The organism is Blastomonas sp. CCH1-A6 (assembly GCF_001556365.1).
In the GTDB taxonomy this organism is placed as follows: Bacteria; Pseudomonadota; Alphaproteobacteria; order Sphingomonadales; family Sphingomonadaceae; genus Blastomonas; species Blastomonas ursincola.
The window spans coordinates 14,026-28,831 of record NZ_LSIS01000427.1 but is presented as its reverse complement, the minus strand read 5'-3'; the positions used below and the strand labels follow the sequence as shown (position 1 = coordinate 28,831).

The window sequence follows — 14,806 nt, the reverse complement described above, 5'->3', positions numbered from 1 at the left end:
CAGTCAAAGGAAAGAAGTTCCCAAATTTTGTAACAACCGTTTTCCGGGAACTTTTACAAAGCGATTTCATCAAACCCATTTTTGGTAATGGAGACCCGGAATATGAATTTGCAAACAATGAATGATCGGTTTGCCGTAGTGCAGGAGGTTTCCCCAATCTGTCCCGATCTCGCGTTGCCTCGTCCAACGCAGGCCGACGTTGAAGCGGCAGTTCGTACGCTCATCGCAGCCACAGGGGACGATCCGCATCGTCAAGGTCTGATTGACACGCCTGCCCGTGTCGCGCGCGCTTATGGCGAATGGTTCGCGGGCTATCAGCAAGAACCGTCGCAAATCCTCAGCCGCACATTTGATGAGGCGCAGGGCTATCGGGAAATGGTTCTTCTGCGTTCAATTCCGCTGGTGTCCACGTGCGAGCACCATATGGCGCCGATTATCGGCAAAGCGCATATCGCCTATCGGCCTCGCAACCGCGTGGTCGGGATATCGAAGCTCTCGCGGCTGGTAGACGCATTTGCCCGTCGCCTGCAATTGCAAGAACGGTTGACCCAACAGATCGCGCAGACTTTGTTTGACACTCTGGAACCTCATGGTGTCGCCGTTGCAGTCGAGGCTTCGCACGGTTGCATGTCCACACGCGGGGTAAATCAGCATGGGATCGACATGATGACCAAGGCTTGGCTTGGCGACTTCGCAACTGATGTTGAACTTCGACGTGAGTTTCTGGCCTCATTGCATACACAGCGAATGGGCTAGAAATCTATGAGCTAGAGACTTCCGGCCCAACCATATTGCGTCGCAAGACGGCCCATAACATTCCCCGTCAGTCTTTCGCAGCGCCTGCCAAGAAATGGAAAACTGCCCTGAAGGGCATCTGCAAGAGTATTGTCCAAATCGTCGCGTAGCATCCGCCGTGCACGGAACAGCCGCGTCTTGATCGTTTCGGGCCGGATGCCCAAAATGGCCGACGTTTCCTCGATTGAGCACTCCTGCACATCGCGCAGAAGGAAAACGAGCCGGAATGACTCGGGCAGCCGGTCGACGGCCTGTTCAACCAATATTCGCGCTTCGGTGCGCGCTGCGTTAGCCTCGGGATCATCAACCTTTTGTCCGTCGGGGAAACCGAGGATGAGTGTTCCCGATTGTTGCGCAACGTCGATGTCGGCAAGCTCGGCCTGTGGGCGTCGCTTGCGCAATCGTCCTCGTGCCTCGTTGATCACGATCCGAACCAGCCAAGTGAGAAGGGCTGCATCGCCGCGAAAACGGGCGATTGCCGCAAAAGCGCGCATCCATGCCTCTTGGACCACATCTTCCGCCTCCGCGTCGTCGCCGACTATTCCCCGGGCTGTACGATACAAGCGCTGATTGTACCGTTCCATAACAATCTGAAACGCCAATTGTTCGCCGCGCAGAACACGGACGATAAGCTCGGCGTCCAGCATTTGGGCGTAGTCTATTCTGGCGAAGCTGGGCTGATTCATCGTAACCCTCACTGAAAACCGACATTGGATGACCTGCTGTCCAAAAGGTTCCCGCTAAATTCCATAGATTTCCCAGGGGTTCCAGATGCAGAGAATTTCTGCGGGCTTTTTGAAGCGATCACATACAATCAGACAAACAAGCTCGCGCGTCCTTGACGATCCGCTGCAAAATTGAGCATGCTGTATCTTGATTTCGCACCATTGTAACTGCCTCGCCAACAAACACTGCCATTTTGTCAAGGTCGGCTGACTCAATTGCCCTCTGATATTCGGTTTGCATCAGCTCAAGCTTTCCGAGCTGATCCGGCGCCGTCGCCGACCAGCGTCGATGGAAATGATTCTTCAGCGCTCTAGCCTTCCATTGAACTGGCCAGTCATAACCCCTAGCACGGTCGAACACATCACTCCTCACCGTCTCATCTCCCGATGCCCCTATGGCCATGTTTTTAGCACTCGGGTGTGCTAAGGACTCCCGGGAGGCATAAAATGCCGTCCCGCAAACAATAGCCTGTGCCCCCAACATCAATGCCGCAGCCAGCCCTCGACCATCGGCAATGCCACCGGCTGCAACCACAGGTGTCGGCGAGACGGCATCGACGATTGCGGGCACAAGTGTGATTGTTGATTGTGAACCGCAGTGCCCACCTGCTTCCGTTCCTTGAGCAACAATCACTGAGGCACCTTCAGATACCGCAATGCGGGCGTCTGTTACGGATTGAACTTGGGCGATCAACGGGATGCCGGATCGTACAATCTCATCAGCAAACCCGCGAACTGAACCGAATGAAAGAAAAATTGCAGCGGGATTTCGTTCAAGCGCATAACTCAGAAGGTCAGGTTGTTTTTCCAGCATCCAGGTTATGAAACCTACGCCAATACGTGCCCCATCTGTGATGTTCCACTCGCGATCAAGCCAGGCGCGGTCGCCGTAGCCACCGCCCAACAAACCGAGCCCGCCAGCCTCGCTGACCGCCGCCGCTAGCGCTCCACCTGCAACGAATGCCATCGGCGCAGAAATTATCGGGGCAGAGATATCAAGTAGGGACATAAGCGTAGATTGGAACGGTGTGCCTTGGCTCATGATGACGCTTTGGATAGAGACCTGTATTCCTCGACCGGCAAGCCGCCAATTCCCCAATTTTCCATCGCAATCTCCTCGATAACTACAAAAGTAGTTGACGGATTTTTGTTGAGAATTGACACGACAAGGTCGGTGATGCCCTGGATTAGCTGCGCCTTTTGCTCGTCAGTTACCCCTTCGCGCGTAATTTTTACATTGATGTATGGCATATATGTCCTCTATTCGCTGCTTTGATTAAATGAAACATCTCTGTTACCATGCTGGCATTTAACCCGTTATCAAGTTTTCTACTGTCGGCGTGCTTACCTGACACTGGCCTTGATCATTGATCTAACGGCAGTGGTACGAACCGAAGGCACCCAACACTCTAGGGCGGCGCCACGCGCTCATGTCATGCTCCCGCGAGATCGCCTTTGCAAAGCAATTTGAGCAATATCGAATGGACGGTGCTAGTGCCCCTTTTTCTTGCCTCGCTTGCTGTGGGTTGGCCATGCAAGTGCCCTATGCTAAGCGCAATCGGCGCACCCGCCGGCAAACACAGTTGCGCAATGGCCCGGCAGTACATTAGTTGGTCCGATGAGAGCTGTTCTGACCACGGACGAAATTCGAAAATTTCGCGAAACATTTGGACAAATCGCGCTTCAGGCATATTTGGATGAGGGCTTCGATGGCATTTCGATGCGCAAGGTAGCGCGTCGCATGGAGGTAAGCCAGGCAACCGCGTATCGCTACTTTGAGGATAAAGAAGAGATGCTCTCGGTGATTCGTGCTGCGGCCGTTGAGAGGTTTGTAACTGCGCTTAAAACTGCCCGCGGTACGTTGCGATCACGATTTGCCGCCCGGGCAATTGGCAAGGCCTATTTGGATTTCGCTTTGACCAATCCTGAGCTCTACCGACTGATCTTCGATGTTCAGCAGCCCGAGCACGGCCGTTTTCGCGAACTCGCCTTTGAGACTGCGCGGGCACGGGACATCATGAATTCCTATGTTGCCGAAATGGTCGAAGATGGACTGGTTACTGGTGAATCCGAATCCCTAGCCGTGATTCTGTGGTCGGGAGCACATGGTTTGGTGATGAACTATTTGACTGGCCTGATAGCCAGCCAGCAGGATCTCGTTTCTCTACATGAAACGATGATGCGTCGGCTGCTGCCCCCCCTTACAGCTCACTGATTTGTCATTTTACCGGTTGACTAGGTGCCGCAACGAATCTACCCCAAAGATTAACGGCGTTAATTTATGGAGATTCTGATGCGATTCGCTGAACTGCTTGCTGGTGCTGCCTTGGCGCTCGGCGCAAATGCATCGGCGCAGACGTTGCCGCCACCTAGCGCCACCGATCCAGTCCAGCTGGGAATTATGGTTGGAAGCCCTGCTCCTCCGAATGCTCGTGTAACGCGTTCAAATATACTTCAATATCCCAATGCCCGCTGGGCATTTAGAAATATGCGGGCGTTGTATCCCACCCACAATGTAGAGGCGCCTAGTTTTCAGAGCGAGCTGCCAGTAGATCGATCGTCACTGGAAGGGCTCTCTTTTACGAACGCTGCCGGTGCCACTCTAACGTTCGATTCTTGGCGTGACGCTACCTACACCGATGCCCTGATCGTCCTACGTAATGGCAGGATTGTCTATGAGTACTATGCACCGGGAATGTCGGCGCGCCAACCGCATGCCTTGTGGTCAATGAGCAAGTCGGTCGTGGGAATTTTGGCGCAAATTGAAATTTCGTCGGGTCGACTAGATCCGGCCGCCAAAGTTGGCGTTTTGGTGCCAGAGTTGGCGTCCACAGCTTGGTCCCAAGTCAGTGTTCAGCAATTGCTCGATATGCAGTCAGGCGTGGACTATCGGGAAAATTTCGCGGATCGCCGGTCCGACCTGTACCGGTATCTTTTTTCAACTGGTCTAATCGACGTGCCAGCTTCATTGAATGTTTCAACGACGTTGTCTGACTATTTGCCAACGGTGCGACCCGGCACCGGCGGCGGAAGCAGTTTCGCATATAGATCGGTCGATAGTGAGGTACTAGGCTGGGTGCTGGCTCGGACCACCGGGCAGCAAATTTCTGCCTTGGTTTCCGATAGGCTCTGGCGCCCTCTGGGCACTGAATCTGATGGCTACTATTTGATCGACCCGGCGGGTATGGACATCGCAAGCGTTGGGATGAATGCAACTTTGCGCGATATGGCGCGCCTTGGGGTTGCCTTGGCCAATGATGGAAGGATCGGTCGACGGCGGGTCTTCCCAAGTGGCCTCACTGCCCAACTTCGTGAAGGCGTTGATCGTGCAATCTTCGCCGCATCTGCATCTGCGGCTGCTCGCCCTGGCTATGGTTACCGTAACCAGTGGTGGATTCCGAACGACGTTGACGGAGTAATTGAAGCCAAGGGCTTGTTTGGCCAGCACCTCTACGTAAATCCGGCCCAGCAAGTAGTAATCGTGAAATTTTCCTCGCACCCGGTCGGGGACACAGGCTTCACCCATGCATCCGACCGACCTGCGTTCTCCGCGATCGCTGCCCATATTTCGCCTCGAGCCGATATGGCCCGGTGATAAAGAGATGAGAGACGCCTTCCAAAGTCAACCTCTGGTGGCTGGTTCCGTGCTGGAAGCATTGGCCCAGCATGCAGTCAGGCGACCGGACGCGGCAGCACTCATCCATGTCGAGCCCCGACTGGACGGCAACGACCATGACGCTCTCGAACTGAGCTATACGGACCTGCTGCGCGCAACGCAGCATTGGGCGAATCGGCTTGCCGCCGTCGGTGCACGACAAGATGGCGCAATCGCTTTACTGCTCACCAATACACCTGCTCATTATGTGCTGATGCTTGCTTCTGGTGTCGTATCATCCAGTCTATCGCTAAACCCACTGCAATCGGTAGAATATCTTGCTCAGCTGTTGTGTGCAGCCGGTGCAGATATCCTTGTTGTTCCCACACCCCAAGATGACGAAAAGCTAAATCTGTTAGGGCATGCGGTAGCATCACTTTGTGAGAGCAGGCGCAAGCTGACAGTACTCGAAATAGGCACGTCACCATGGCCTGAGGCTGCGGATGTGCTGACAACCAACACGACGCCGCTTGCGCGTCTCGCGATCGACCCCAGTGATACCGCCGCTTGGTTTCACACAGGAGGCACGACTGGGGCACCGAAACTTGTTAGGCATAGCCATGAGCAGCAAAAAATCGCCGCCATGGCCTTCGCAGCGGCGGCCAACCTAGGAGAGAATGATCGGTTGGCTAACGGCCTTCCGCTGTTTCATGTAGCTGGCGCAATATGCTCCTCACGTGCGCTCTGGGTGAGTGGTGGCTGCGTCGTGAATTTGTCATCACATGGCTTTCGAAACCCAGCTGTCATCGATTTCTATTGGGACATCGTTTCAAAATACGAGGTGACGATTGCTGGCGGTGTTCCGACTGCGGTGGCGACAGTGTTGGAACAACCAGTTACGGCTGACATTTCCAAACTACGCTGCGGGTATGCCGGAGGAGCTCCATGCAGTGCTTCGCTGCAAGTGCGCTTTGCCGACCTCACTGGTAGGCCTCTTCATATCATTTATGGCATGACTGAATGCTGCGGCGTACTGGCAGTGGGACGATCAGATATGCCTAGTCCAATTGGCATTATCGGGCCACCAGGCGACGGAATTGCGATTGAGATCAGGGATTCGACAGGTGTGAAACAGCCTTTCGGGCAGGAGGGCGAAATATGGATTTCCGGCCCGACACTTTCCCCGTCCCGGGCAGATGCGTTCATCGGCGGATGGATGGCGACGGGAGACCGCGGTCGAGTAACCACTGAAGGTCTGATTGTGACCGGTCGACTCAGCGATATGATCATCCGGTCTGGTCACAATATCGATCCGGCGATTATCGAGGATGCTGCAATTGGCACGGGCAAGGTGGCGGTTGCAGCAGCAATAGGCCAACCTGACTCTTACGCCGGCGAGCTTCCCATATTGTTTGCGGTGCCATCCGGAGAAGGCGTTCGTGAAAGCACGGACCTGCTCTCTGAAATATGCGAAGCCATTGCGGACCGTGCGGCATGGCCCCGAGACATCTATTGGGTATCGAGCCTCCCAGTCACGGCTGTTGGCAAGATTGACCGGAAACAGCTCCGGGCTGACGCGATAGAAAGACAACTTCGACTCGAGGCGAACGCCATATTCGGAGACGAAGATTTCGACGTAACTGTCGGAGATCCGCAAGGGCTTTGTCCTACTATTTCAATCGACTGGCGCAATCGAAAGCCGAAGGCCGAAGTTACCGCGCGTCTGCGCGCTTGGGCGGCTAGACACAATATGGAGTTGATATGACAGCGATTGGATCCAACGTGGAAGCGATGCCCCACATTCGCAAACCCGCAGGAGCATGGCGGAACTTCTGGGCATTGGCTGCGCTGATTGCTTTGATGAGTGCAGGGATTCTGCTGCGCAATGGCGATTTCATCGAACAATTGCGCCTGCTCATTCGCACGACAGCCCGCACTTCTGCGGGACTTTTCCTGATCGTATTTACGGCTTCTGCAATCGACCGCCTGTTCCCGAACGCCTTTTCAACGTGGGCGCTGCGCAACCGTCGGCAATTGGGGCTGGCATTTGCTTTTTCCCACACGGTCCACGCGATCGCGATCTATAGCTACTGGAAATTGGCTCCCGAGCTTTTTTGGCACGGCCGATCCGTGGCAGCCAATATGCCGGGTGCCTTTGGATATATTGCCATAGTTGCACTAGTCGCTACGTCAAATGACGCCGCAGTCCGAAAATTGACCTTCTCCCTGTGGAAGCGGATTCATACTATAGCGATATGGGTCATTTTTGCTGTATTTTTTATCGCTTGGGGAAAACGCATCCCCGCCGAGCATATCTATGCCATACCTTTTGCTCTGTTCACCGCTGCTGCACTGATTCGCTTAAATTCAAATCGCTATGCGTCGGCGCGAACCGCGTAGATTATGCCCAATATCCGTATACTCCTAGTCTCGACGACATGGGCGTCCAAGGAACGCAACTAAGAGGTGGTGGTACTGAAAATCGAGCTGGCTGGGAGGCGAAAATATGATTGGCCAGTCACAGATCAATTGTGCCCGGAGATCCGCTGGGCGATCTTGATGCACTTGCTGACTCCAGCTGGGACTGGGCAGTGAGCTTCGTCCGGCGATGGCGATGATCCAAAATGGTCAGCAGGTGTTATCCGGATCAATGAAACTTGAATTGAATCGATATGCCGTAGGAGCGTAGTGCGGCCCAGCAATTCGTTGATTGGCGATCGATATCAACAAAATGTACAAAAATCGCAGGGAAATCTTGATTTGCCGCACGGATTGACTTTCCATGGCTGTTGATCCCATTCGGTCTCATCAGACCTCATCTAGCGGGACTGGCGCCCCGCGAAAGGAAGAGAACGGGAAGGTTCCGTAACGAGATGAGAGTGGCGAGAGCGGCTCGCTGCCGGTCCGTCGCGCAGAAGCCATGGCGCAACAACACGCGTTCCACGCACCTTCTGAGCGGGCGAATTTCTATCAACAGATTACTGATCGCATTATCGCCGAACTGGAAGGCGGGCACGCGCCCTGGGTTCAACCATGGGCGCGGTCAATGCTGGTATCAGCATGCCGCGCAATGCGGTCAGCACCCGCCGGTATAGCGGCATCAATATTCTCGCGCTCTGGCGCGCCCTCGTCTCATGCGGTTTCGCAAGCCATATCTTTTTGACTTTTCGGGAGGCAGCGACACTTGGGGCCACCGTTCGACGCGGCGAACGCGGCGTCGACAGTCAAGGAAGAACGTAAGGCGGCGGGATTCCTTTCCTCAAGCATCTCACCGTGTATTCGGTCGATCAGTGTGACGACTTGCCGGAAGACACCTGCCGGCCACCGCCCCAAATTCCGGATGGGCTGTTCCTCCCACAGGCAAAGGAGTTCATTGCGGCAAAGGACACCAATTTTCGGATCGAGTGGCGTCAGCTTACTACAATTTCTTCGCGTTCCCCAGCCCGATGATGTCCACGATCCCGTCAACTGGCGTCGAACGGCCTTCCATGAGCTTGGGCATTGGACGAGCCGTGGCAGTTGGCTGAACCGAGACCAGGCCGGGCGCGTCGGTTCGAAAGACTATGGGAGCGAGGAGCTGTACACCGAAATGGCGGGGGCCTTCTCCTGCGCTGCGCTTAGCATCGTACCCCGCGTTCGCCACGCCGACTATATCGGCTCGTGGCTATCCATAATCTGCGAGGATGCCCACGCTTGCTTCCGCTTCGCCACCGGCGAACGCGAAGTCGCGGCAATGTGGACGTATTATTCAGCCATCGACTTTGCCCCCCGGAATGGGTATGATACCCGTTCCGGCAATTTTTCTATCCGCCCCATTCCTTAAGGTGATCGACTGATGCGCTACGCGACGACAGCTTTGGTTTCCTCACTGACGGGCCTTTCCACCACACAACTCCGCGAATGGACAAACCGGCGTGCATTGGTGCCGGCTGACGTGCCGCCTGCTGGCAAAGGTTCATCAGCAAAATTTACATGGCAAACGGTGCTGATTATTTTTGTTGCGATGACTTTGAAGTCGCGCTTTCACCTTGAGCTCCAGGCGCATCGCGGCCTTTTTTCGGAACTCAGCAATGCGTGGCGCCAGGCATCATTCGTCGGATTATGGAATAAAAAGCTGATGGTCGCCGCTCATGGCCGCTGGGCGATCGTCGACGTCACCGACGCCATCGATGATGAAAATGACGCGCTGTATATTCAGTTGAACCCACATCTCGAAAAGCTTGCGACTGGATTTGCGCTACCGGCCCTCACATCGACGCCGGGCCAGCTTGATCTCTTTACCCGCCAATCCAAGCAATGGACTGTCGAGGTGAAGATCAGCGGCATGTACAAAGGTGAATTCGGTCAATCGAAGGCCTCCCGTCTCCAGCATGGCACGAACCACCCTAAAATGTCTCGATAAAATCGGTCCAGAGCATGAGGGGAAAGCCTTCCCCTGCTGCTGAGCCCGCCCGGTCTCATCAGACCCCTTCGTGCGGGACTGCCGCCCCGCAACGCCCCGCGAGAGGAAGAGGGCGGGATTGTCCCGTGACGGGCTGAGAGCGGCGAGAGAGGCTCGCTGCGGGTCCGTCGCGGAGACCTGCCATGGCGCAACGACATGCTGCGCGCTCAAACCCTGAGCGAGTCAATCTTTACCAGCAAATCACCGACCGGATCATCGCTGATCTCGAGGCTGGGCGCGTCCCATGGGTTCAGCCCTGGGGAACGGCCAATGCCGGCATCGGCATGCCGCACAATGCTGTCAGTTCCCGTCGATACAGTGGCATCAATGTGCTTACCCTCTGGCATGCCGTCGTCTCCCGAGGCTTCTCAAACCATGCGTTCCTGACGTTCCGACAGGCTGCGGCCTTGGGCGGCTCGGTGCGTCGCGGCGAACGCGGTGTCGGTATCATCTACACCCGCCGCTTTGTGCCCAGCAGCGAACGTCGCCGAGCGGATACCGAAGGCACCGCAACCAGCGGCGGGATTCCGTTCCTCAAGCATTTCACGGTGTTCTCGGTCGACCAGTGTGACGATCTGCCCGAACATATCTGTCTCCCGCCGCCGCCCATCCCGGATGGCCTGATCCTGCCGCACGCCGAGGAACTGATCGCCGCGACGGGCGCCGATTTTCGCATCGGTGGCCCGTCCGCTTATTACAGCCCGGGGCATGACTATGTCGCGGTGCCACGGCCCGACGATTTCCATGAGCCGATCAACTGGCATCGCACGGCTTTTCACGAGCTGGGCCATTGGACTGGCCATGCCACCCGGCTTGGCCGCGATCAGACCGGCAGCTTCGGCTCCAAGGACTATGGCCGCGAAGAATTGGTCGCGGAAATGGCCGGAGCCTTCATCTGCGCCGCGCTCGGGATTGTGCCAAGCGTTCGCCATGCTGATTACATCGGCTCGTGGCTCCAGATTATCCGGGAAGACAATCGCGCCATCCTGCGCGCCGCCAGCGCTGCCTCCAAGGCGGCAGATTATATCCTCGCCTGTCGTGACACCGCATCGACTGGCCTTGACGTCGCTGGTGAGGACGAAGCCGACGGCTTCGAGCTAGAAGGGAAGTTGGCGGCATGAACCTGCTCACCCCCGAAATCCGCGCGGCATTGCTCGCGAACATGCACGCGCGCCGCAATGCGCAGGCACAGGGCAAACAGGAGCCTGATCCCGTTCCCGTTGCCCGGTTCTTCAATCCGCTTGGCACGGCCACTTGGCTTGCCACCGAACTCGACGAGGACGGCATCCTGTTCGGCCTTGCCGATCTCGGCCTTGGCTGCCCCGAACTCGGCAGCTTCTCATTGCGGGAATTGCAGTCGCTGCGCCTGCCGTTCGGCCTTGGTATCGAACGGGATATCCTCTTCGAAACTGCGTTGCCCATATCGGCCTACGTCGCGTCAGCCCGTCAGACGGGCTCGATCCTCAGCGCTGAAAAGCTGCTGAGGGAACGCGCCATGCCAGAAGGGGATGGCTGAAATCTGGTAGCCTGGCGGCCTGCCAGATCGCGGGTTGGTCCGCCTGTGGCGGCCCTAGAGGAAGAGGAAGGCCAGGGCCTTCGTGACGGGCTTGGAAGCCGAGAAAGTGTCTCGCGGCGGCCCGTCATGGAGACCTGCAATGACCAAACAGCCTGCAAAAATCACCCTCAGCCCGTCGCGTGACATTCCCTTCGACCATCTGATCCTGTCACAATCCAATGTCCGCCGCGCGAAGGCCGGCGTGTCGATCCCCGAACTTGCTGAGGATATCGCGCGCCGAACTTTGCTTCAGAGCCTCAACGTGCGCCCGGTGCTTGATGCCGAAGGTCAGGAGACCGGCATCTTCGAAGTTCCGGCCGGTGGCCGACGCTACCGTGCCCTTGAGCATTTGGTGAAACAGAAGCGCTTGGCGCGCACCGCGCCGATTCCCTGCATCGTCAAGGCAGCGGACAATGACGTCTCGGCGGAAGAAGACAGCTATGCCGAAAACGCGCACCGGGAGCAGTTGCATCCGCTCGACCAGTTCCGGGCCATGCAAGCCATGGTCGACAAGGGTAGCGCCGCCGAAGACATCGCCGCGCATTTCATGACCACGCCCGCCGTCGTCCGCCAGCGTCTCAAACTGGCGTCGGTCTCGCCCAAACTCCACGACATTTACGCCGAGGACGGCATGTCGCTGGACCAGTTGATGGCGTTCACCGTGTCCGAAGATCATGAGCGCCAGGAGCAGGTGTGGGAAATGCTGACCCACAGCTTCAACAAGTCCGCCGCTTATATCCGCCATCGCCTGACCGAAAACAGCGTCCGGGTTGCCGACAAGCGGGTGCGGTTCGTGTCCGTCGATGCCTATGTCGCAGCAGGCGGCGGCGTGATGCGCGACCTGTTCGAGGACGATGACGGTGGCTGGCTCACCGATCCCGCATTGCTCGACCGCTTGGTTGACGCGAAACTTGCCGACGAGGGCAACCGCATTGGCACTGAAGGCTGGAAATGGGTGGCGACTGCCGTCGACCTGCCATGGAATGCTACCAACGGACACCGTGAGATCGTTGGCGCAGAATTACCCATGACTGAGGCTGAGCAGGCAAGACTCACGGCGCTTCAGGCTGAAATCGAGCAGATCGAGACCGAATGGGCCGACGACCCCAACGTGCCGCAGGACGTCTATGCGCGGATCGAAAGGCTTGAAACGGAAATCGGCCAGCTGGTCGACCGGCCCATGATTTTCGATCCTGCCGAAATGGCAATCGCCGGTGCCTTTGTGACGATCGAGGCGGATGGTTCGCTTTGCATTGAGCGTGGCTATGTCCGAGCCGAAGACGAACCGGTGGCGGAAGTGAGCGGCGAAGACGATGGCTCCGGGGTCGATCCCGTTTCGGGCGAGCCAATGCCTGGCGCAAACCACAGCGGGACCGCACCGAGCGCCAGCGGTTCGGCACCTACCGGAACTGATGAAGAAGATTCCGACGATGACATCCTCAAGCCGTTGCCCGACCGCTTGGTTGCCGACCTGACCGCCTGGCGCACGCTCGCGTTGCAGGATGCCTTTGCCCAAAGTCCCGCCACAGCCTTCGCGACGGTGTTGCACGCGCTCGTGCTCGACACCTTCTACAGCTACAGCCGCGAGAGCTGTCTGCAACTGTCGCTCAACCGGGTGTCCTTTGCCAATCCCCCTGCAGGTCTGCGCGACAGTGTTCCCGCGCGGGCCATCGCCGAGCGCATGAAGCGCTGGGAGGATCGACTGCCGGAGTCCGACAAGGAACTTTGGGACGCGCTTCTGACCTTCGACGCCGATCAGCAGGCCAGTCTGTTTGCCCATTGCACATCGCTGGCGGTGAACGCGCAGGCCGAGATCGTCCCCAAATACGACAATGGCCGGGTGTCGACGCACAGCGTTGCACGCCGCATCGCTCACAGCCATGTCCTGGCGCATGCCGTTGGTCTTGATATCGTGGCGGCAGGCTGGAAGCCCACAGTCGATGGTTATTTCCGCAGCGTGACCAAACCGCGCATCCTTGCCGATGTGACCGAAGCGCGCGGAGAGCAGTTCGCTGGCATGATCGATCACCTGAAAAAAGGCGACATGGCCCGCGAGGCGGAACGGCTGCTGGAAGATGCCCACTGGCTTCCAGAGCCGCTGCGGACACCCGACGCCGACGGTGGTCATGGCGTTACGCCTGACGTTGATCGTGAAGGGCTCGAGCTACCCGCGTTCCTTGATGATGACGAGGCGGCTTACGCGATCGCCGCCGAATGATCCGAACCGCGCGGGTTCAACATCCCGATTGTTTTTATCTCACTCAGGCCCGGCCACCACGCCGGGCCGCCTCTTTTTGAGGAGACCTCACATGCCGAAAACCAGTGCTCCCGTGCCCTGCTGGGGAGGACGCCATGGCTGACTATCATTCACCAACGGTCGTGCAACCCGACATACCAGTCGCGGCAATGACCCCGCTCGAACGCCGTTTGCTGTGCGAAATGTTCGAGCATGAAGGCAATGACCAAGCGGTCTACTTTTTCGCCAGCGATAATGTCGCCGACACGGCTTGGATCGCGACCGCTGAGCTGGTCGAATTACTCGGTCAGGATAATGGCATGGTCAGTCGCATCGCTGACGTGGTGCGCGCGGAAATCGCCAAGGGTGATCTTGGCGAAGACGAGTTCGAGCTCGATTTCTCGATGATCGGCTATGACCTGATCTTCCAGGACATTGTGCGGCGATCGCCTGACCTTGACCATGTGCAGATCATCGCAGCGTGGACTTGCACGAAGATGCGGCCCGACGGCTTTGGCGGGATGGCGACCGTCATAACGGCTGACGAGGTCCATTCGATGTCCACCGCGTCCTACATCGAAGAGGTGCTCGGGCGTTTGGGCGAGCCACCGCCCTCCACCTGAAATTTCCCGTCCAATCATCCCACGAAGCCCGGCCATTGCGCCGGGTTTTCGCGTTTCAAGGAGACCTGAAAATGTCAGCGCAATACCTCTACGACACCGCCCACTTGGGCAGCCTCATCCGTTATTCTAACGGCGAGCCGCGCCCGCCCGAGCGTTTCCGCCGCAAACTTGCCGCTTGGAACAACGACAATGGCACCGGCCGCCTCGTTGAGCGCTACCCCGGCCAGGTTACCGACAACTACCGTTCGCCGGCGCATTTCATGCTCCATCTGGCGACCTACGGCACTCAGGGCGTCATCGTCATGACCGTGCGCCGCGCCTACAGCGTCGAAAGCCCGCTCAATTTCGAGATCATCGACGTGCCGAAACCTGGGCAAGTGCGTGTCTTGACCACGTTTCGGGATAAGGACGAATTGCGCCACCTCGCGGCCGACATGACATCGGCAGAAGCATGGATGCGCGACAATCCCTATTCCGGGATGCGCGCCGAGATCGTGACCGACGCTGATCTGGCAGTTTTGCCCTCTGAACTCAGGAGGGCGGCATGAACGACATCAGTGTCGAATATGGCACGACGAGCGACGGCCTTATGGCCGCACGGGTCGATGGGCTCGCCTATATCGCCATTCCGCTCAAGGAAGGCTTCTCGATCGTGTCCGGCTGGAAGCTCAACCGGCCGATTGGCGAATGGTCCCGGTCAGATGTCTATTGCGCCGAAGGTGCCGTGGCTGATGAAGTTTCCTTCCGCGCCTATATTGCCGACATCGCGCTGCATGTCCGCCAACGCAACGCGCTCGGTCGCGTCGATACGATCCTGCGCGTTTCCACGCCTTGAG

General features: G+C 57.4%; 16 protein-coding genes and 1 pseudogene. 14 read left to right on the top strand and 3 right to left on the bottom strand.

What is annotated here, in order from left to right; all coding sequences use genetic code 11:
- Positions 1-102 precede the first annotated feature (102 nt).
- Positions 103-756 carry a GTP cyclohydrolase I FolE gene (gene folE, locus AX735_RS19305; RefSeq protein ID WP_231750185.1) on the top strand — a complete coding sequence of 218 codons (654 nt, stop codon included), beginning with the start codon at positions 103-105 and terminating at the stop codon, positions 754-756.
- An 11-nt stretch (positions 757-767) separates the two neighbouring features.
- Here the strand turns inward: folE and AX735_RS19300 are convergent, their stop codons facing one another.
- The 3 genes from AX735_RS19300 to AX735_RS19295 all read right to left on the bottom strand — a co-directional run bounded on the left by AX735_RS19300 (position 768) and on the right by AX735_RS19295 (position 2,771).
- A complete protein-coding gene (locus tag AX735_RS19300) occupies positions 768-1,481 on the bottom strand; it encodes an RNA polymerase sigma factor (protein WP_066283689.1) in 714 nt (237 codons plus the stop codon).
- 118 nt (positions 1,482-1,599) lie between these two features.
- Positions 1,600-2,562: a nitronate monooxygenase gene (locus AX735_RS24625; protein WP_082751212.1), complete on the bottom strand. Its 963-nt coding sequence runs from the start codon at positions 2,560-2,562 to the stop codon at positions 1,600-1,602.
- The gene (locus tag AX735_RS19295; RefSeq protein WP_066283686.1) at positions 2,559-2,771 is read right to left on the bottom strand and encodes a tautomerase family protein; all 213 of its coding nucleotides are present in this window, start codon (positions 2,769-2,771) and stop codon (positions 2,559-2,561) included. The genes AX735_RS24625 and AX735_RS19295 overlap by 4 nt, the downstream gene beginning before the upstream one ends.
- Positions 2,772-3,138: 367 nt before the next feature.
- Between AX735_RS19295 and AX735_RS19290 the strand changes: the two genes are divergently transcribed.
- The 13 genes and pseudogenes from AX735_RS19290 (at position 3,139) to AX735_RS26485 (ending at position 14,805) form a co-directional block, all read left to right on the top strand.
- Entirely contained in the window at positions 3,139-3,735 is a 597-nt protein-coding gene (locus AX735_RS19290; RefSeq protein ID WP_066283680.1) for a TetR/AcrR family transcriptional regulator, read from the top strand.
- 78 nt (positions 3,736-3,813) lie between these two features.
- Entirely contained in the window at positions 3,814-5,115 is a 1,302-nt protein-coding gene (locus tag AX735_RS24620) for a serine hydrolase domain-containing protein (RefSeq protein ID WP_171007857.1), read from the top strand.
- Positions 5,045-6,880 (top strand): AMP-binding protein, encoded by a 1,836-nt coding sequence (locus tag AX735_RS24615; RefSeq protein ID WP_082751210.1) that lies wholly within the window; start codon positions 5,045-5,047, stop codon positions 6,878-6,880. The genes AX735_RS24620 and AX735_RS24615 overlap by 71 nt, the downstream gene beginning before the upstream one ends.
- Entirely contained in the window at positions 6,877-7,515 is a 639-nt protein-coding gene (locus AX735_RS19275) for a ferric reductase-like transmembrane domain-containing protein (RefSeq protein WP_082751209.1), read from the top strand. The genes AX735_RS24615 and AX735_RS19275 overlap by 4 nt, the downstream gene beginning before the upstream one ends.
- A gap of 520 nt (positions 7,516-8,035) precedes the next feature.
- Positions 8,036-8,355: pseudogene (locus AX735_RS27100) on the top strand (ArdC-like ssDNA-binding domain-containing protein).
- Between the two features lie 100 nt (positions 8,356-8,455).
- The gene (locus tag AX735_RS26490; protein ID WP_231750183.1) at positions 8,456-8,938 is read left to right on the top strand and encodes a zincin-like metallopeptidase domain-containing protein; all 483 of its coding nucleotides are present in this window, start codon (positions 8,456-8,458) and stop codon (positions 8,936-8,938) included.
- A 12-nt stretch (positions 8,939-8,950) separates the two neighbouring features.
- Entirely contained in the window at positions 8,951-9,517 is a 567-nt protein-coding gene (locus AX735_RS19270) for a hypothetical protein (protein WP_156447547.1), read from the top strand.
- A 182-nt stretch (positions 9,518-9,699) separates the two neighbouring features.
- Positions 9,700-10,677: a zincin-like metallopeptidase domain-containing protein gene (locus AX735_RS19265; RefSeq protein ID WP_066283658.1), complete on the top strand. Its 978-nt coding sequence runs from the start codon at positions 9,700-9,702 to the stop codon at positions 10,675-10,677.
- Positions 10,674-11,072, top strand: a complete 399-nt coding sequence (locus AX735_RS19260; RefSeq protein ID WP_066283656.1) for a DUF2958 domain-containing protein — start codon at positions 10,674-10,676, stop codon at positions 11,070-11,072. Before AX735_RS19265 ends, AX735_RS19260 begins: the two co-directional genes overlap by 4 nt.
- 139 nt (positions 11,073-11,211) lie before the next feature.
- Positions 11,212-13,329: a ParB/RepB/Spo0J family partition protein gene (locus tag AX735_RS19255; RefSeq protein ID WP_066283653.1), complete on the top strand. Its 2,118-nt coding sequence runs from the start codon at positions 11,212-11,214 to the stop codon at positions 13,327-13,329.
- Between the two features lie 134 nt (positions 13,330-13,463).
- Positions 13,464-13,970, top strand: a complete 507-nt coding sequence (locus AX735_RS19250) for a hypothetical protein (RefSeq protein ID WP_066283649.1) — start codon at positions 13,464-13,466, stop codon at positions 13,968-13,970.
- Between the two features lie 71 nt (positions 13,971-14,041).
- Positions 14,042-14,518 carry a hypothetical protein gene (locus AX735_RS19245; protein ID WP_066283643.1) on the top strand — a complete coding sequence of 159 codons (477 nt, stop codon included), beginning with the start codon at positions 14,042-14,044 and terminating at the stop codon, positions 14,516-14,518.
- Positions 14,515-14,805 (top strand): hypothetical protein, encoded by a 291-nt coding sequence (locus AX735_RS26485; protein WP_231750182.1) that lies wholly within the window; start codon positions 14,515-14,517, stop codon positions 14,803-14,805. Before AX735_RS19245 ends, AX735_RS26485 begins: the two co-directional genes overlap by 4 nt.
- The last annotated feature ends 1 nt before the right edge of the window (position 14,806 follow it).